The organism is Polymorphospora sp. NPDC050346 (assembly GCF_040655695.1).
GTDB classification, from domain to species: Bacteria; Actinomycetota; Actinomycetes; order Mycobacteriales; family Micromonosporaceae; genus Polymorphospora; species Polymorphospora lycopeni.
The window spans coordinates 1-16,114 of the sequence record NZ_JBFAKM010000072.1; the positions used below are offsets into that span (position 1 = coordinate 1).

General features: G+C 67.4%; 19 protein-coding genes and 1 pseudogene. 10 read left to right on the plus strand and 10 right to left on the minus strand.

The window, feature by feature from the left end; translation table 11 throughout:
- The first annotated feature begins 160 nt into the window (after nucleotides 1–160).
- The 4 genes from AB0I42_RS36220 (at nucleotide 161) to AB0I42_RS36235 (ending at nucleotide 3,419) form a co-directional block, all read left to right on the plus strand.
- On the plus strand, nucleotides 161–826 hold the full coding sequence (locus tag AB0I42_RS36220) for a helix-turn-helix domain-containing protein (protein ID WP_357544291.1): 666 nt from the start codon (nucleotides 161–163) through the stop codon (nucleotides 824–826).
- Nucleotides 827–868: 42 nt separating this feature from the next.
- Nucleotides 869–1,288, plus strand: coding sequence for a VOC family protein (locus AB0I42_RS36225; protein ID WP_357544292.1), 420 nt, complete (start codon nucleotides 869–871; stop codon nucleotides 1,286–1,288).
- Between the two features lie 2 nt (nucleotides 1,289–1,290).
- Nucleotides 1,291–2,895 (plus strand): MFS transporter, encoded by a 1,605-nt coding sequence (locus AB0I42_RS36230; protein WP_357544307.1) that lies wholly within the window; start codon nucleotides 1,291–1,293, stop codon nucleotides 2,893–2,895.
- Between the two features lie 182 nt (nucleotides 2,896–3,077).
- Nucleotides 3,078–3,419: a hypothetical protein gene (locus AB0I42_RS36235; RefSeq protein WP_357544293.1), complete on the plus strand. Its 342-nt coding sequence runs from the start codon at nucleotides 3,078–3,080 to the stop codon at nucleotides 3,417–3,419.
- 54 nt (nucleotides 3,420–3,473) lie between these two features.
- Here AB0I42_RS36235 and AB0I42_RS36240 read toward each other — a convergent pair whose 3' ends face one another.
- Nucleotides 3,474–3,773: a MerR family transcriptional regulator gene (locus AB0I42_RS36240; RefSeq protein ID WP_357544294.1), complete on the minus strand. Its 300-nt coding sequence runs from the start codon at nucleotides 3,771–3,773 to the stop codon at nucleotides 3,474–3,476.
- Nucleotides 3,774–5,032: 1,259 nt separating this feature from the next.
- Here AB0I42_RS36240 and AB0I42_RS36245 point away from each other — a divergent pair.
- Nucleotides 5,033–6,205 carry a GAF domain-containing SpoIIE family protein phosphatase gene (locus AB0I42_RS36245; RefSeq protein WP_357544295.1) on the plus strand — a complete coding sequence of 391 codons (1,173 nt, stop codon included), beginning with the start codon at nucleotides 5,033–5,035 and terminating at the stop codon, nucleotides 6,203–6,205.
- 32 nt (nucleotides 6,206–6,237) lie between these two features.
- Here the strand turns inward: AB0I42_RS36245 and AB0I42_RS36250 are convergent, their stop codons facing one another.
- Nucleotides 6,238–6,561: a hypothetical protein gene (locus tag AB0I42_RS36250; protein WP_357544296.1), complete on the minus strand. Its 324-nt coding sequence runs from the start codon at nucleotides 6,559–6,561 to the stop codon at nucleotides 6,238–6,240.
- Nucleotides 6,562–6,578: 17 nt separating this feature from the next.
- A complete protein-coding gene (locus AB0I42_RS36255; RefSeq protein ID WP_357544297.1) occupies nucleotides 6,579–6,728 on the minus strand; it encodes a hypothetical protein in 150 nt (49 codons plus the stop codon).
- 595 nt (nucleotides 6,729–7,323) lie between these two features.
- Between AB0I42_RS36255 and AB0I42_RS36260 the strand changes: the two genes are divergently transcribed.
- A complete protein-coding gene (locus AB0I42_RS36260; RefSeq protein WP_357544298.1) occupies nucleotides 7,324–7,581 on the plus strand; it encodes a hypothetical protein in 258 nt (85 codons plus the stop codon).
- A gap of 736 nt (nucleotides 7,582–8,317) precedes the next feature.
- Nucleotides 8,318–9,529 (plus strand): low temperature requirement protein A, encoded by a 1,212-nt coding sequence (locus AB0I42_RS36265; protein WP_357544299.1) that lies wholly within the window; start codon nucleotides 8,318–8,320, stop codon nucleotides 9,527–9,529.
- A gap of 3 nt (nucleotides 9,530–9,532) precedes the next feature.
- Here the strand turns inward: AB0I42_RS36265 and AB0I42_RS36270 are convergent.
- A pseudogene (locus tag AB0I42_RS36270) lies at nucleotides 9,533–10,359 on the minus strand (IS5 family transposase).
- Between the two features lie 65 nt (nucleotides 10,360–10,424).
- On the minus strand, nucleotides 10,425–10,844 hold the full coding sequence (locus AB0I42_RS36275) for a hypothetical protein (RefSeq protein ID WP_357544300.1): 420 nt from the start codon (nucleotides 10,842–10,844) through the stop codon (nucleotides 10,425–10,427).
- Nucleotides 10,845–11,243: 399 nt separating this feature from the next.
- On the opposite strand from AB0I42_RS36275, the gene AB0I42_RS36280 reads away from it, so the two are divergent.
- Nucleotides 11,244–11,651, plus strand: coding sequence for a phosphotransferase (locus AB0I42_RS36280; RefSeq protein WP_357544308.1), 408 nt, complete (start codon nucleotides 11,244–11,246; stop codon nucleotides 11,649–11,651).
- On the opposite strand, the gene AB0I42_RS36285 is transcribed toward AB0I42_RS36280, so the two are convergent.
- The 5 genes from AB0I42_RS36285 to AB0I42_RS36305 form a co-directional block, all read right to left on the minus strand.
- On the minus strand, nucleotides 11,584–12,276 hold the full coding sequence (locus AB0I42_RS36285; protein WP_357544309.1) for an ester cyclase: 693 nt from the start codon (nucleotides 12,274–12,276) through the stop codon (nucleotides 11,584–11,586). The two genes, AB0I42_RS36280 and AB0I42_RS36285, sit on opposite strands and share 68 nt — an antisense overlap.
- A 15-nt stretch (nucleotides 12,277–12,291) precedes the next feature.
- Entirely contained in the window at nucleotides 12,292–12,873 is a 582-nt protein-coding gene (locus AB0I42_RS36290) for a TetR family transcriptional regulator (RefSeq protein WP_357544301.1), read from the minus strand.
- A 33-nt stretch (nucleotides 12,874–12,906) separates the two neighbouring features.
- Complete coding sequence (locus AB0I42_RS36295; RefSeq protein WP_357544302.1) at nucleotides 12,907–13,182, minus strand: hypothetical protein; 276 nt, start codon at nucleotides 13,180–13,182, stop codon at nucleotides 12,907–12,909.
- Nucleotides 13,173–13,781 carry an MFS transporter gene (locus tag AB0I42_RS36300; RefSeq protein WP_357544303.1) on the minus strand — a complete coding sequence of 203 codons (609 nt, stop codon included), beginning with the start codon at nucleotides 13,779–13,781 and terminating at the stop codon, nucleotides 13,173–13,175. Before AB0I42_RS36300 ends, AB0I42_RS36295 begins: the two co-directional genes overlap by 10 nt.
- A gap of 201 nt (nucleotides 13,782–13,982) precedes the next feature.
- On the minus strand, nucleotides 13,983–14,897 hold the full coding sequence (locus tag AB0I42_RS36305) for an oxidoreductase (RefSeq protein WP_357544304.1): 915 nt from the start codon (nucleotides 14,895–14,897) through the stop codon (nucleotides 13,983–13,985).
- 472 nt (nucleotides 14,898–15,369) lie between these two features.
- Between AB0I42_RS36305 and AB0I42_RS36310 the strand changes: the two genes are divergently transcribed.
- Nucleotides 15,370–15,594 (plus strand): hypothetical protein, encoded by a 225-nt coding sequence (locus AB0I42_RS36310; protein WP_357544305.1) that lies wholly within the window; start codon nucleotides 15,370–15,372, stop codon nucleotides 15,592–15,594.
- A complete protein-coding gene (locus tag AB0I42_RS36315; RefSeq protein WP_357544306.1) occupies nucleotides 15,585–16,001 on the plus strand; it encodes a PIN domain nuclease in 417 nt (138 codons plus the stop codon). The genes AB0I42_RS36310 and AB0I42_RS36315 overlap by 10 nt, the downstream gene beginning before the upstream one ends.
- Nucleotides 16,002–16,114: the final 113 nt, after the last annotated feature.

The window sequence follows — 16,114 nt, forward strand, 5'->3', positions numbered from 1 at the left end:
GCCCGCCAGGCCCGCCGCCTCATCAACCAACTCAACCAACTCGGCTACCAAGCAACCCTGACCCCAACCCAGTAACGGTTCATTTTCGACTCAGACCCCTTCGTAGACCCGTCACGCTTCTGTGCTTGCATTAACGAAGCCTGCTTCGTAATGTGAAGTCATGGGCAGGGATTACGGTCAGTTCTGTGGGCTCGCCAAGGCGAGCAGCGTGCTTGGTGAACGGTGGTCGCTGTTGATCGTGCGGGATCTGAGTGTGGCGCCGTGCCGCTTCAAGGATCTGCATGAGGGGCTGCCGGGGATTCCGACCAGCGTGCTGACGGCCCGGTTGCGTGATCTTCAGGCGGCCGGGGTGGTGACGCGGGTGGCCGGTGAGCGGCCCGGCGGTGGCGTGCTCTACACGCTCACGCCGCACGGTCACGCGTTGGAGCCCATCCTTGATGCGCTCGGCAGGTGGGGAGCGGAAACGATGACCGTTCCGGAACCCGACGACGTGATCACCGACATGTCCCTGGCTGCCGCGCTACGTGCCGGATATCGGCCAGGCGTCACGGACACCGCCACAAGCTACGTGGTTCACACGGGCCCTGCCACCGCGTGGGCTGACACGACGCCGGATTCGGTCACGGTCGGCGCAGGGGTGCCTGACTTCGTGGCCGATCTGACGATCCGTAGCGGCCCCGAGTTGCGTGCCCTGCTCGCAGGCAACCTCGCACCTGCTGCCGCGCTCACGGGCGGCGCGATCCAGATCGAAGGACCGCCCGAAGCGTTCGAGCGCTTCGCCCGCACCTTCCACGTCCCTCTGGCGGAGACCACCGAAACCCCATGACCGACAGGCTCAGTCCCTGACCGCGAGCGAGGAGAGAGCACCGTGACCACCACAGCATCTGAATTCACCGTCAGCCTGCCCATCGCGGACAGGCAGCGGGCGGCCGACTTCTATCGGGAGGCGTTCGGGTTCGAGCCGGTGGGCACCCCGACCGAGGATGGGCTGCCCGAGCCCCTGCAGTACCGACTCGCCGGTCGGACGCTGCTGGCGCTCATTCCTTCCGACGGTCTCGACTGGGTGCTCGGGAGCCGTCAGCTCGCGCCGGTCGCGGTGAGCGAGTGCCTGCTCGGCTTGACGTTGGATACGGCGCACAACGTAGACGCGCTCGTCGACCGGGTGCGGCACGCGGGCGGCGAGGTCATCACCGCCCCTGAGCAGCAGGAGTGGGGCTACACCGCGATCTGCGCCGATCCCGACGGCCACGCCTGGCAAGTCACCGCCGAGAGGGAGGGGCCACTGTGACCATGCAGGCCTCCGACAACGCTCGTGCAGGCCCGCGGGAATGGATCGGCCTCGCTGTCCTGGCCCTGCCGACGCTGCTCCTGTCCATCGACATGACCGTGTTGTACCTGGCCCTGCCCGAACTGAGCGCGGACCTCGCACCCACCAGTACCCAACAGCTGTGGATCCTGGACATCTACGCCTTCATGATCGGCGGATTCCTGGTCACGATGGGCGCCCTCGGTGACCGCATCGGTCGTCGCAGGCTGCTCCTCATCGGAGCAGTGGTCTTCGGCGTCGCCTCCGTGGTCGCGGCCTACTCGGTCAGTGCCGAAATGCTCATCGCAACCCGTGCCCTCCTCGGGCTCGCGGGAGCCACTCTGATGCCGTCCACGCTCGCCCTCATCCGGAACATGTTCGCGGACCCGCAGCAGCGCGCGGCGGCCATCGGCATCTGGATGATGTGCTTCATGAGCGGCATGGCGATCGGGCCGCTGGTCGGCGGCGTCGTCCTCCAGTACTTCTGGTGGGGCGCCGCGTTTCTCATCGGAGTTCCCGTCATGGTGCTCCTGGTAGTCACCGCACCGTTCCTGCTGCCGGAGTACCGGGCCCCGAACACGGGCCGGCTGGACCCGTTGAGCGCCGTCATGCTTCTGGTCACCATCCTGCCGATCATCTATGCCCTCAAGGAGTTCGCCTCCGACGGGCTGGGGGCGCTTTCCGTCCTGGCTCTGGTGTTCGGCCTTGGCATCGGTGCGCTGTTCATCGTTCGACAGCGGGGGCTTGCCGCCCCCCTGCTGGACATGGCTCTCTTCAAGGATCGGACCCTCAGCACGGCTCTGGGCAGCATGTTGTTCGGCGTGATGGCCATGAGCGCGGTCATGCTGTTCGTGACACAGTACTTCCAGATGATCCAGGGGCTTTCGCCCCTCCAGGCCGGCCTGTGGCTGCTTCCTTCGGTCGCGGGCATGATGGTTGGGTTCCTGGTGGCTCCCGCGTTGGCGGCCAAGATTCGCCCCGGCACCGTGATCGGCGGCGGGCTCGGACTCAGCGTGCTCGGGTTCGGGACGCTCACGCAGATCGACGCGAGTTCGGGGCTCACCCTGCTGGTCATCGGGCAGGTCGTCCTGGGGATGGGCATCAGTCCACTCCTCGCCCTGGGAACCGACCTGGTCGTGAGCTCGGCTCCCGCGGAGAAAGCAGGCTCCGCCGCGGCGATGTCAGAGACAGCCGGAGAGTTGGGCGGCGCGCTGGGCGTGGCCACGCTCGGCAGCGTCGGCATGGCCGTGTACCGGAGCCAGATGGCCGACGCCGTCCCCGCGGACATCCCCGCCGCTGCGGCCGACAGCGCCAGAGAGACTTTGGCCGGTGCGATAGCCGCAGCACAGCAGTTCCCGTCCGATGCCCAGGCGTTGCTTGCCCCTGCGCAGGAGGCGTTCGCTCAGGGGATGAACGTGGCCGCAGCCGTCAGCGCCGCGCTGCTGGGCGTGGTCGCGGTACTGAGCACGGTCCTGATGCGACGCATCCGCCCGATCGGCGAGGAACCGGACCAGGGAACCGAGTGGGTCGAGGAGAGCGCCACCGATCATCCCACCCGGGGCAACAAAGGCACCGTCTTCCAGAGCTAAGAGCTGTTTGGGGTTCGGATCTGGCGAACCGACATCCATGCGATCGACGGTTCGCGAGACAGTCCGATCGCAGGAGGAGGACCATGCCTCCGCGACACGGTTCGCAGGGCCACCCGTAGACGCGGCATCCTGTGCCGGCGCCCGTCCAGCGTGGCTGTCCTGTCTGGTGGCATGCTGAGGATATGACGCTCGCCTGGCGGGGTACCGGTGAGTGGGTGGATGCCGGGTACTGGGCGCACTGTCAGGAACGGGCGCGTACCGCTGCGGTGATGCGGGCAACGGCTGAGCAGTTGAGACATGCTGCGGCGATCCTGTATTCCAGTGCCGCGGCGACGCCGAGCGGGCAGAGGGCCACGCGGTTGCGGGCTTTGGGCGACGCGGTGCTGGTGCAGGCGGACGACATTACGGCGCGGGCGGACCGGCTAGGGCGGGATGGCGGCTGGGACGAGTCGTTGCGCCCGTCCGGGCGTCTGCGGCATAAGGCCGGGGCTGCGGGCGGTGACGACGAACGGCCCCTGCCCTGAGGGGAGGGACCGTGTGGCGGTTGCGTCGCCCGGTCTGTCGCCGGGTCGGTGTGGTCAGCCGGGATGCTGTTGGTTGTGCCGCAGGGCTTCCTCGAGTTGGTCTTCGAGGATGATGATCCGTACGGCGGAGGCCATGTCGGTGCCCTGGTCGCACATCTCGCGGGCGCGGGCGGCCAGGCGCAGTTGGTATCGGGAGTAGCGGCGGTGGCCGCCGCCGGAGCGGTGCGGGTCGATCAGTTTCGCCTCGCCGAGCCGGCGCAGGAAGTCTGGCGAGCAGCCGACGATCTCGGCCGCGCGGCCCATCGTGTAGGCCGGGTAATCCTCGTCGTCGAGCCTGTCATCCGGTTGTGTCATGTACACCTCCATCACGAGGGCCCCGGCGCCGTAGCGCCGGGGCCCAAGGGTTACGGGTCAAAAACACCATTCACCGACGGGAACGTCGGTTTGTCATGTCCGCACCAGCCGCGCGAGTCGGCTTCGTGTGCGGGGATCGCATAAGCGTGACCGGAGACCACCTCTCGTTCGATGGAGACAACGGTGTCCGCGCCCAGCCCGGTCGATGCGGCCGGCAGCGGGCGATCCAACGGTGTGTACGGCCCTCCCTTTCCTCTGACTTCCTCTACTCCTACTTGCTGTCCGCCGGTGTCGGAACCTCACGCGACTTCATGGCCCCGTGCACCTGCGACGGAACGGTTACTGCTAGCAGCGGAACCCTGAAATCTGACGTCGGCCCCGCCACTTCGGTGCGCCCGGGAGCATGCCTCACCCCCGGGGTACTGCCGTACTGAACTTCCACTTCAACTACGAGGTGCTGGTGGTGCTGTCGTTCCAACTGCGTGGCACTTCTCGTGCCGAGCAGGGCCGTGTGGCTTGTTGGCCCCTGCTCCCTCGCCTCGTCGGGCGGGTTCGTCCGCGTCCTTTGTCGTTCCTTCGCGCTCAACCCGAGAAACCATAACCGGCGACGGCGAGCATGTCTACCAACTCGCGCATAGTTTTTCTACGAGGACGCACGTAGCTAGAAGATCGTCAGAGAAGGCGCGCGGTGACACCGTTGCGGATCATCACCGACATCGACCTGAGCGGGGTCGCGATCCTCGCGGTCGCCGGCCAGCCATGCACCGACACCGCCGGCGGCCTCACCACCACGGTTGCCGCCCGCTGTGCCGCAGAGCCGTCAAGGTTGTCGTGCTCGACACCGACACCCGGCAGGCCCGGCACGTCGAGTTGCCGGGACACCCGATCTGCGTGGCGAGGCGTGGCTCGGGTTCATCCAGGGCGTGCCGGGCGGCACCATGGTGTGGCGGCTGTTGACACGCCTGGACCCCGGGCCGCTCACCACTGTGCTTGCCGCCTGACTGCACACCCGAACACAGGTGACCCCGGCACCGGCCCGCCGCCACCGGATGGGGTAGGTCAGGCTGGGCTGTCTCTACCGGGCGTGGTGGTATGTCCGTCGACCGTTACCGGCTCGCGCATTGCCTGGCTGCCCCCAAAATGTCCGGGCAGGCTGACCGCTCCCTCGGCCCTGGTACCGCGTTCGACTACGACGAGGCCTCTCATACCCTGAGCAGGTGACGACGAGCGGCTTGGGTGACGACGAACGGCTACGCCGAATGGAGGCGGTGGTCGACGCCAGCCTGTCCCAGATGGAAGTCGGTCACATGCTGACGGAACTACTCGACCGGGTACGACGAATCCTGCAGGTGGACGTCGCCACCATTCTGCAACTCGACGCGCATGCCCAGCAGTTGGTCCAGGTCGCAGTGTCTGGGTCGGTGCACGGCGGTGGCGTCGACGTACGGGTCCCGGTCGGGCAGGGAACCGCCGGCCGCGTCCTCCGGGACCGGCTGCCGGTCGTCGTTGAGCAGGCCGAACCAGGTGAGCTGCCCGGCCCGGCTTTCGCGTCGGCACTGCGATCGCTGCTCGCAGTGCCGATGATCGCTGGCACCGACGTCATCGGCGTGCTGCAGGTCGGCGGCAGTCGTCCCCGCAAGTTCAGCAGCGACGACATCGGTCTTCTGCAACTCGCAGCAGACCGAGCCACCCAGGCCACCCAGGCCAGACTGAGCCACCTCGACCGCGCCGCCGCGCTCGCGCTGCAACGCAGCCTGCTACCGCCGCGGCTACCTACGGTCCCTGGGGTCGACCTCGCGGCCCGGTACCTTCCAGGACACGACACCGGCGTCGGCGGGGACTGGTACGACATATTCTCACTCCCGTCCGGCTGGCTAGGCGTCGTGATCGGGGACGTTGCCGGCCACGGACTACACGCCGCCGTCGTGATGGGGCGCCTACGCAGCGCGCTGCGCGCGTACGCGCTGGAATGTGCCGATCCGGCCGAGGTACTCACCCGGCTCGACCGCAAGATCCGCCATTTCGAGGCTGGTCACCTTGCGACCGCTATCTACGCCATGCTGCCGCCGGGTCGCGATTGTGTTCACCTCTCGGTGGCGGGCCATCCGCCGCCGGTCCTTGTCAGCCGGGACCGGCCGGCTGAACTGCTGTCGCTGCCGGTTGACCATCCGCTGGGCTTCGATGGCGGACGATCGCGTCGTACGAGAGTGATCGACTTCCCGGACGGCGCCGTCCTGCTCTGCTACACCGACGGTCTGGTCGAACGCCGTGGGGAACTCATCGACGCTGGCCTGGACCGACTGCGGGCAGCCGTCGAACCCGGCCCGGCCGAAACGGTCTGTTCCACAGTGATGACCAAGCTGGTCGACCGCGAGCCGATCGACGACATCGCGCTGCTCACAATCCATCGTCAGGAAGAACAGGCAGATTAGCTACGGGGGAGCGGCGTTGAGGCGCGGATGGCCTACCGAACGTCCTCAGCGGACCAGCCTGAACCGTGATCGATGCCGAAGTTGGCGAGTCCGGCTGGAACGTTCTCAGCGCGACCGCGGCGCAGACCGGACAACCGGGGCTGGCGACCGGCGTGACCTGTCCCAGCCTCCGGTACCGCCCGGCGATCGTGGCGCAAGCAGCGGCCACCCTGTTCCAGGACCATCACCTGCGCAAGAAAATCACCCATTTCGACCACGAGGTCATGGAGGCTCGGGTCCACGTCCTCCTCGCCAATCCCGTACTCCGACATGACTGTCTGCGCCTCAGCCTCGACGGTGTGGCCGGCGGTCAGCAACGGCCGCGGCCACAGCGTCAGCGAGTCGACCCACTTCCCGGCGGGGCGGCCCGCTCGAAGCCGACGACAGTACGGTCGACCCAGCCGAGCACCACGTCGTGTGGCCCGTCGTGGTCGGTGATGGTGGCGAACCCGCCAAGTTCCGCCGTCGGGTGGTCGGGGATCACGAGACAGCGACCTCACCAGCCAAGCAGACTACACCGGACAAGCTGGAGTCGATCGCGCTTCCACAGGATGCAACAGAGCCGCTACGCGCCGCTGACGAGCGCCCCATCAGTCATCTGACGACCTGAAGTATCCCCAGGATCGGCTCGAACGCCCCTCCTACTGCCGCGCCGATTGTCAACGATCCAGGAGCGCACGACCAAGCTGACGGCCAGCCTCGACAGGACGATTTCGCGAAGGCGCAAGGGAAATATTGTCAGAATTGAAGGGAGCCCATCCGGAAAAAACCATCCAGAATCCCATTCAACAACCACAGCATTTTTGAAAGTCGCGAGCGAAAATCTCTCTTATTCGCAAAGCATCGACTGCGATATCTTTCGACAAGAACACCTCGGACGGCAAGGAAGCGGCACCCTTCGCAAGTTCCAAAGGCGTAGCCAGACTATATTCAACACCGATGGCCCCATACAGCACGCGACACTGCGTCGTGACTCCCTGAAGTACTTCGAGCGCCCATCGGGCAATCCTTGACGCGGAGCTCAACGTCCGCCGACACGACCGACTCGGAGGCATCCTCCACGAGTACGAACATGGCGCTTGACCTGCCCGGATGACATTTTCGGCAGGTACAACCTGATCGCCTACGGCCGCGAGTTTGTACAGCCCCGCCCGTACACGCTCGGCGACCTCGCCGCCGCGGCCGGAATGTCGATCTCCGGCACCCGCACCGCATACGGCCACCATGGCGTCGGCGTCGGCGTCGGCGTCGGCGTCGGCGCCGTCGCCACGGCCACCGGCGCCAGGCCACACGAATGGCGTACGCCCGAAGCCACCGACGACAAGGCATCCGCATGAACCCGCAGGCGGCAGGATGCCGCTGTCCACGACCGTGGCGACGGCTGTTCACCGTCATCGCCGACGACCGCTACGACGCCGTGCCGACACTCGCCCTGACACCGACGAGTGCCTTGTACCGGGCCTGGTGCTCCGACTGTGGCACCGAGTACCCCCACCCGTTCCGTGTCGAACTACCCAGCGCCCGCGCCGCCTGAGACCTACCCGCAGCCGATCAGTCCCAGCGGGCAGCTCTCGATAGGAAGCCGCTGGTCGTGCGGTCGTCTTGTCCGTTGGACCCGCCTCGGATTGGCAGCAAGATGAACCAGCGGACCGCATCAATGTTGCGCCGTTGCCCGCCGTCGTGACCGGGTGCAGGGTTCGGGCAAGCGGGCGCGTAAGGCGGTGATGGCAGGTAGAGCCGGATCTATGCCCGATGATCTTCGAACGCCCCCTTGCCTCCGACGGCTGATCGTTGGCCTGCGGGCGACTCTGAGCGCCCGGCGCGTACGAATCAGGGTGCTGCCGGAAGACGCGACGGCAGCTTCGATCGCGTCACCGGCCGCGCTGATTCGCCTGTCCAGGCGTCGGATCTTGGCGATGATGTCGGCCGCGATCAGTGATTCGGGCATCTTCGGCGTGGCCGGCTGCCACACTCTGCCCTGTGGTCAGTGAGGACAACGGGGCGTCCGATCGCAGGTCAGCGCGAGCGGCGCGCGGCATTCGACCGCTACACGAGGGCGTTGGCGTAACCAGCGTGGAGCTCTTCTTCGATCTGGTGTTCGTTCTCGCGTTCATCCAGGTCGTTGCGTTGATGGAGGACGACTTCACCGGTCACGGCGTGCTGAACGGGATGCTTGCGCTGGCCCTATTGTGGTCGACGTGGTCCATTTATGCCTGGTTGGGCAACAGCTTCCAAGCTCGGGTCGGGCTGATCCGGATCGCGCTGCTGTTTGTGGCGGTGGTCACTCTTGTAATGGCGGTAGCGGTCCGGCAGGCATTCACTGACCTCGGGAGCGCGGCGGTCTCCGGCCCGGTGGTGTTCGCCGCGTGCTTCGTGGTCGTTCGGCTGGTGCATCTGGCGCTGCGCTGGTACGCCATTCCAGACACGAGGCCGCGTCTCGTCCTACTGATTGCCGCGCCATTGTTTGTCGCCTCTGTCCTTCTGTTCTCCGCTGCCGTAGTGCCGCAGCGACTGTTCCACGACCCGTGGCTGGTCAAGGCGAGCCAGACCGGGCTCTGGATGCTTGCCGTCATCATCGACTATGGTCCCGCCCTGGTGATTCGGTCGTGGGGGTGGCACATCATCTCGGCCCGGCACTGGGCGGAGCGGCATGGCCTCATCGTGCTCGTCGCCCTTGGCGAGTCGCTCATAGCGGTTGGCCTGACCAGCAGCGGCGTGCCGATGACTGGATCGCTTATCGCGGCCCTCGTCTTCACCATCGTCACCGCCGCTGCATTGGGCTGGATCTATTTCGACGTCGTCGCGATCGCCGCCGAGCGGACGTTGATCCACAACTCCGTCCAGCATCGGGTTGCCTACGCCCGCGACGCATACAGCTATCTGCACCTGCCGATGATCGCCGGCATCATGCTGCTCGCGCTCGGACTGCACAAAGTGGTGACGAGCATCAAAGACGACGAACTGCACCCTTCGTCCGCGCAACTGGAGAGCCTGGGCCTCTACGCCCTCTACGGTGGAGTAGCCCTGTTCCTGCTCGCCCACGTCGGCTTCCAACTGCGGATCACGCGCCTGCTCAGACGGGTCGTCGGGCCGCGACTGACTACCGCAGTGCTGCTGGTGGCGCTCATCCCGGCCGCCGACCAGCTTTCGGCTGTGGTAGCGCTCGGCCTGCTGGCGGCTGTCTGTGTCAGCCTGGTCATCACGGAGGTTCTTGTCGCCGGCGGGCGGCGTAAAGAACTGCGCGAGGCCGCTCTAGCCGAGGACTTTCGGCCGGAGGGCCCGTAGGGCTCATCCCAGGTGGTTGTTCTTGGTGAGTCGGCGGTAGCAGAGCAGGGCGCGGCCGAGGTCGGCGAAGGCCTGGAAGTGGTCGGCCTTGCGTTCGTAGCGGCGTACGAGGTGGCGGTTGTTCTGTAGCCAGGCCAGGCAGGACTCGACGATCCACCGGTGCCGGCCGAGCCGCTGCGACGACTCCACGCCTCTGCGGGCGATCCGCACGGCGATACCGCGACGGCGGACCTCGGCCCGCCGCACCCTCACATCATAGGCTTTGTCCGCGTGCAGCTTGCCGGCCGCTGACGTGGGCGGCCACGCCGGCCACGGATCGGGATGATCGAGTCCAGTAGCGGTAGGAGCAGGTGTGCGTCGGGGACGTTCGCCGCCGAGATCAGTACGGTCAGCGGTATACCTTTGCGGTCACACAATATGTGGATCTTCGATCCTGGCTTGCCGCGATCGACCGGGTCTGGTCCTGTTTCGTCGCCCCTTTTTGTGCCCGGACGCTGATCGAGTCGACGACCGCGCGGGACCAGTCGATCTCGCTGATGATGCCCAGGCGGTGCAGGAACTGCTGGTGCAGCCGTATCACAGCCCGTCTTTGGTCCATGCGGTGAAGCGGCGGTGCACCGTCGACCGGCTGACGCCGAACAGGACCGCGGGGGAGTTTGGTTCAGGAGCAGCCGGCCTGGACCAGGTAGACGATCGCGGCCAGGACGGCCCGGTCGTCAGCCCGCCATTTCCCGCCGCCCTGCGGTCGGAGCGCAGGGGTCGGGATCAACCGGTTGGGCCGCCTGCCAGAAGTCGTCCGGAGCCCCAGGTCCGCACCATGTTGTCCACATCGACCATCACGCAAAGAGGATGGCAAGCCAGGCCAGCACATCACCATCTGGGATAGGCCCTTAGTTCACGGCACGATCGCGTACAGACCATCGGTCGGGTCGACCACGGCGTTGAGTTGCGCTCCGACCCTCAGGGCCGAGTGGTCCTCGCACTGCGAGACGGATTCGAACGGCTCGAACCCAGGCCCGCTGATCAGCAGGGTCAGTTCGATCCCGCTCTCCTCACCAAGCGAGATGGGTCGCACGGCCGTGATCTCGGCGCTCGCGAGGACCCCGATTGTCTCGAGACGGCGCTGGTCTCGCCGGGCCTGACCATTCAGTCGCGACTCGAACCGGGCCAGTCCGACGCACGACACCGTGACCCCAACCCCGGCGACGGCCATGATCCACCGGTTGGCGGTGGGCTCGTCGGTGGCAAGGAAAGCGGCGGCGTATACCAGGAACGGGCCGATCAGTAGCAGCGGCACCTCCAGGACCCGCAGCACCAGCCGACCGAATCCGCCGACAGGCGGGTTCGCCTGGCGAGGTCCAGGGTCGACGCCCGACCAGATGAGTGTGCTCCGACCGGGCACATATCCCCGCGGCACCATCGGCATGGCCGGCACTCTAGTCGACGTGATGAAGCCGGCCGGGGGTTCGCGCTCGTGGAGGTTGAGTCGTTCGATGTCGTCTTTCTCGTCGTCCTGTTCGGGCAGCCGATCTGGGCCAGCTCCGCGATTGGGCCAACAAGGTCGCCGCCTTCGGCGCCTGGTTCACCGACATCGGCGCCCCCACCATCCGCCTCACCACCACCATCGAACAACCCGTGATCCTCGACGGGCTCGCCGCCACCGCCCGAACCCACCGTCGAGGAGCTCGGCCAGGTCCTGCGCAGGTTCCACGACCTGGGCGCACCAGAATCGGCCCTACCCCGGTGGGACCCGGTCAGTTACGCCCGCAGGCGCATCACCGACGCCGACGGCCTACCCGACACCGACCGCCAGATCCTGCTCGACTGGTGCGACCGGCTCGCCCCACGCATCGACGCCCTCCACGCACAAGGCAGCACGACGCTGATCCACGGCGACGCCCACGTCGGCAACCTCCTACGGGACGCGAACGGGCAGCCGGTGCTCTGCGACTTCGACGCCACCAGCAGCGGCCCCTGGCAGGCCGACCTCGTCGCGGTACCCGTCGGTGAAGCACGCTTCAAACGCGCGGGACCCACTGCCGCCTTGCCGCCGCCTACGGGTATGACGTCACCATCGATCCCCACTGGCCACTGCTACGCAAAGCCCGCGAGCTCAAGATGATCGCCGCCGCAGTACCGCTGATGCACAGTAGCCCCGGCGCGGCAGGTGAGTTCCAGCTGCGCCTGCGATCAATAACAGCCGACGACCACAGTGCACGATGGGCCCCATTCGCTGACCTTCCGCACCACTGATCATGCAGCAGAGTAGGCCGTCCCGAGGCTGCTCGGCTTTCAACTCCTCCTTGGCGGGGACTGTAAAACGAACTTCGTTTGACAGACCTCGTCGACGCGGTGCGCCGCGTCCTGGACTTCTGGTCCAGCTGTACGACGCCCAACTGGGTGAGTAAGCCGAGGGCGTCCTCCCCGAACCACCCCTCGGCGATCTTCCCGTCGCGGACCTGGTAGATGCCGATGTCGAACCATTCGGCGTGCTTGCCGGAGGGGGCGGCGCCCATGAACTCGCCGGTGTGTAGGCCGCTGTTGGCGAACCGCAGGACGACTTTGTCGCCGGAGACGATCGTGTCGTGGATGATCAGGTGCATGTCGGAGAATCCGCCGCCGACCGCGGCGCGCAGCGACGCGAGGAACTCGCCGAGGCTCCCCCCGTGCCAACGCAAGTCGGTGCTCCACAGGTCGGAGACGACGTCGAGGTTCGCGCCGTTGACCACCTCGTCGATAAACCACATCACCACCCGCAACGATCAGCCGACGGCACCGGAGACAGCCGGCGCGGTGAGGGTGCGGACCGCAGCGACCACGGTCTCGCGGCGCAGCTCCGGCGGGACCAGGCTCCGCACGCCGTCTCCTTCTCGCTGCCACATGTTCGCCGCGGTGAGGGTCAGGGCCAGCAGTTGGCCGGCGGTGAACCGGTCGGTGACGGCGCCGCGGCGCTGGGCGTCCTCCACGGCGGCGACCTTGTCCCGCATCGAGGCGCGGACCGCTTCGGGCACGTTGTCGTCGCTGCCGCGCTCGAGCGCGTACCAGGACACGAACCGGAGCACGGCGGGGTGGGTGAGTGAGGCGTCGTAGAGTCGCCCGGCGTATTCGGGCAGGTCGTCGCCGGTGAACGGTACGGCTTCGGTGGTCTGGTCCACGATGGCGTCGTAGACGGCCTCGAACAGGCCGTTCTTGCCGTCGAAGTAGGAGTAGACGAGGCCCGCGCTCACTCCGGCCCGCTTGGCGAGCCGGTCGATGCGGGCGCCGCCGCCGCCGTGCTCGGCGAACTCGTCGAGCGCCGCAGCGAGCAGGAGGTCGCGCTTGCTGGCGTCAGGGGTCTCGGCCATGTTGATGTTCCTTTCAATGAGTGTTCATTCAATCTAATGCGGGGCGGCGGGAGAGGATCGCGGCCGCCACGGCGATCGCGACCCCCCTGTGGCGACGATCGCCGCCGCCCCGAATGCGGCTGTGGATCCGGCCGCGACCCCGCTCGCCGTCGTGACGGCGAACATGATGGTGATGAGGGTCGCCGTGCCGACAGCGCCGGCGACCTGCTGGGCGGTGTTGAGGATCGCGCTGACGTGCGAGACGAGCGCGACCGGCGCGGTGCTGAACACGGGCGTGGTCAGGAACGCGATGCCGATGCTCAGGAGCACGTGCGCGCTCGTGATCCACTACGCGGGGGCCTGGCTGCTCGTCGCGAACAGCACCCAGAGGGCCCCGCGACGGTGCTCGATCCGATGGGGAGGACGGTGCCGGGGCCGAGGCGGTCGGAGAGTCGGCCGGCAACCGGCGCGAACAGGCCGATCGCGATCCCGCCCGGCAGGAGCAGCAGCCCGCTCTCCGCGGGCGTGAGGTGCAGCACGTCCTGATAGTGGAGGAAGAGGATCAGCAGCGCCCCGAACAGGGCCATCATGGCGACGGCGAGCCGCGCGGTGGAGGTCGAGAGGAGCGCGGATCGGAACACGTGCAGGTCCAGCAGGGCCTGGTCGGCGCGCTGCAGGCGCGGCTGCCGCAGCACGAACAGGACCAGCGCGGCGGCGCCCGCGATCGCGACCACCCACGGCGGGAGGACGCTCATGCCCTGGGGCGCGCCGATCCCGGACAGCCCGAACACGAGCCCGCCGAACCCGGAGACGCCCGCATTGTTGACGGCGAGGTGCAGGCCGGCGGTCGTGACCGCGTAGTCGACGGCGGCGGCGATCTGCTGGGGCGGCGACGTCGGCGGGGAACACGTACGCGGTGCCGCCGGCATCCGCGATCGCGCGCGCGACAGCCTCGAGAGGCTCGTGGCGGCGTCCGACGAGGACGACGGCGGTGCCTTCGCGGGCGAGCTACGCGGTGGTCGCCCGGCCGATGCCGGTGCCCGCGCCGGTGACGAGGGCGACCTTGCCGGCGAAGGGGAGCGTGGAGGTGGTCACGACGGGGGTTCCTTTCGGATGAGGGGTTCGCGGGGTCAGATCGTGAAGCGGATGCCGGTGTAGCGCTCGCTGTCCTGCCAGAGGCGGGCGCCTTCGGCCGGGTCGGTGGCGTCGGCCGGGAGGCGGACGGGCTTCGGGGTGCCGGAGGTCTGGTCGTGGCCGGCGGGGCCGTAGAAGCCGCCGCTGCGCGCGTCCGGGCTCGTCGCGGCCCACAGCGACGGCCACGCGGCGCCCTCGGGAGACCCCATGACGACGTTGCGCATGAGGGCGATCACGATCCGGGAGAGCGCACCCGTGCTGTGGCGCTGGAGGTTGGTGACTGCGGAGCCGGGGTGCACGACCATCGCCTCGATGTTCGAGCCGGCGGTACGACGGGCAAGCTCTTCGGTGAAGACGATGTTGGCGCGCTTGGACTTCGCGTAGGCGCCCATCGCGGTGTACCGGTGGTCGCTCATGAGGTCGTTGAGGCGGCCGCTGCGCCAGGTGCCTGCGATCGCGCTCACCGTGACGATGCGCGCGGCTTGCGAGCGGCGGATAGCCGGGAACAGGCCGGCGGTCAATGCGAAGTGGCCGAGGTGATTCGTCCCGAACGTCAACTCGAACCCGTCGCGCGTTGTCCGGCGCGTCGGGATGTTCATCACCCCGGCGTTGTTGAGCAGCAGGTCGATCGTCTCGTCGGCCAGGGCGGCGGTCGCGTCAGCGATCGAGGCGAGCGAACCGAGGTTGATCACCGCGGTCGAGACCTGCGCCCCGGTCTCAGCGCGCAGCCGCGCGCTGGCCTCGTCCAAGCGAGCGGCGTCGCGTCCCGCGAGGATGAGGCGTGCGCCTTTACCGGCGAGGACTCGCGCAGTCTCGTATCCGATACCGCTGTTGCCGCCTGTGATGAACGCAGTGCGACCGGTCTGGTCGGAGATTTGCACCGGGGTCCAGTGCGATGTCGTGGTCGGCATGACCCCTCCAGTTTCCTAAATGAATGTTCATTCACAGGGTGGCACACCACGAGATCCGCGTCAAATGAATGTTCATTCGGCGCGCGACCGTTGGACGGGGCGCTGTCAGTCGCCGCCGATCAGGCGCTGCATCGCCGAGACGCATCGGTTGGGCCGTCGACATGGGAATCAAGATCGGCACAAGAGTGATAAACCCTGATGAAAGTCCTGTGGAGGGAGCAACGGTGGAGGCGGCGACCGCGAGTATCGCCGAGCAGGGTGGCCAGGTCGCGGGCGCACGTCCGAGCACCCAGGGAGCAACCGGCCCGATCGGTCGACGTCGCGCGTCAGACCGGGATTGGCGCGCGGAAGTGACTCTTGGTGGGCGGCACCCGCATGTTCGAGAGGCCCCCGCCCCGTCGCTGAGACCACGGCCACCGGCACACCTCAGCGTGATATCGTGATAGCATCGACGTGGAAGCGGAGGTGCCACATGCCCAACATCCTCGTCCGTGACCTCAGTCAAGAAGCCGTCGACCGCATCGACGCCGCAGCCGCCAACCTCGGACTGTCCCGCAACGAATACCTACGCCGCAAGTTCGAGGAGAACACCAGCCCCACCGGCGAGCGGACGGTAACCGCCGAGGACTGGCAACGGTCCGCGGAGGCATTCGCCGACCTCGCCGACCCCGCGGTGATGGACAACGCGTGGCGGTGACGAGCTGGCTGATCGACAAGTCCGCCTACATCCGGCTCCAACTCGACCAGACAACGAACCGCGACGAGTGGAACACGCGTATCAGCCGAGGGCTGGTCCGGCTCTCGATCATCACCCGGCTCGAACTCGGCTACTCGGCACGTTCCGGAGAGGTGGGACGCCGGCAGTTCGCCGCGCCGCCACTGTCCCTGATGCCGGTCGAGCACCTGACACCCGCCATCGAGGACCGCGCCCTCGAAGTGCAGATGCTGCTCGCCGACCGTGGCCAGCACCGCGCCCCGTCAATCCCCGACCTCCTGATCGCGGCGACCGCCGAAAAGACCGGACTGACCGTCCTTGCCGTCGACAAGGACTTCGACCTCATCGCCGCACTCACCGGCCAGCCAGTCGAAACCCTGCCCGGCTGACCACAAAAGGCCCCGTGCCGGCGCCGTTGCGTTGTCGGATCGGTTGGCGTGTTGAACCCCGTGTCGGGGCTGCGGTCAGATTGCTTGGGCGAGTTCGGTGAACGCCGCGGCAA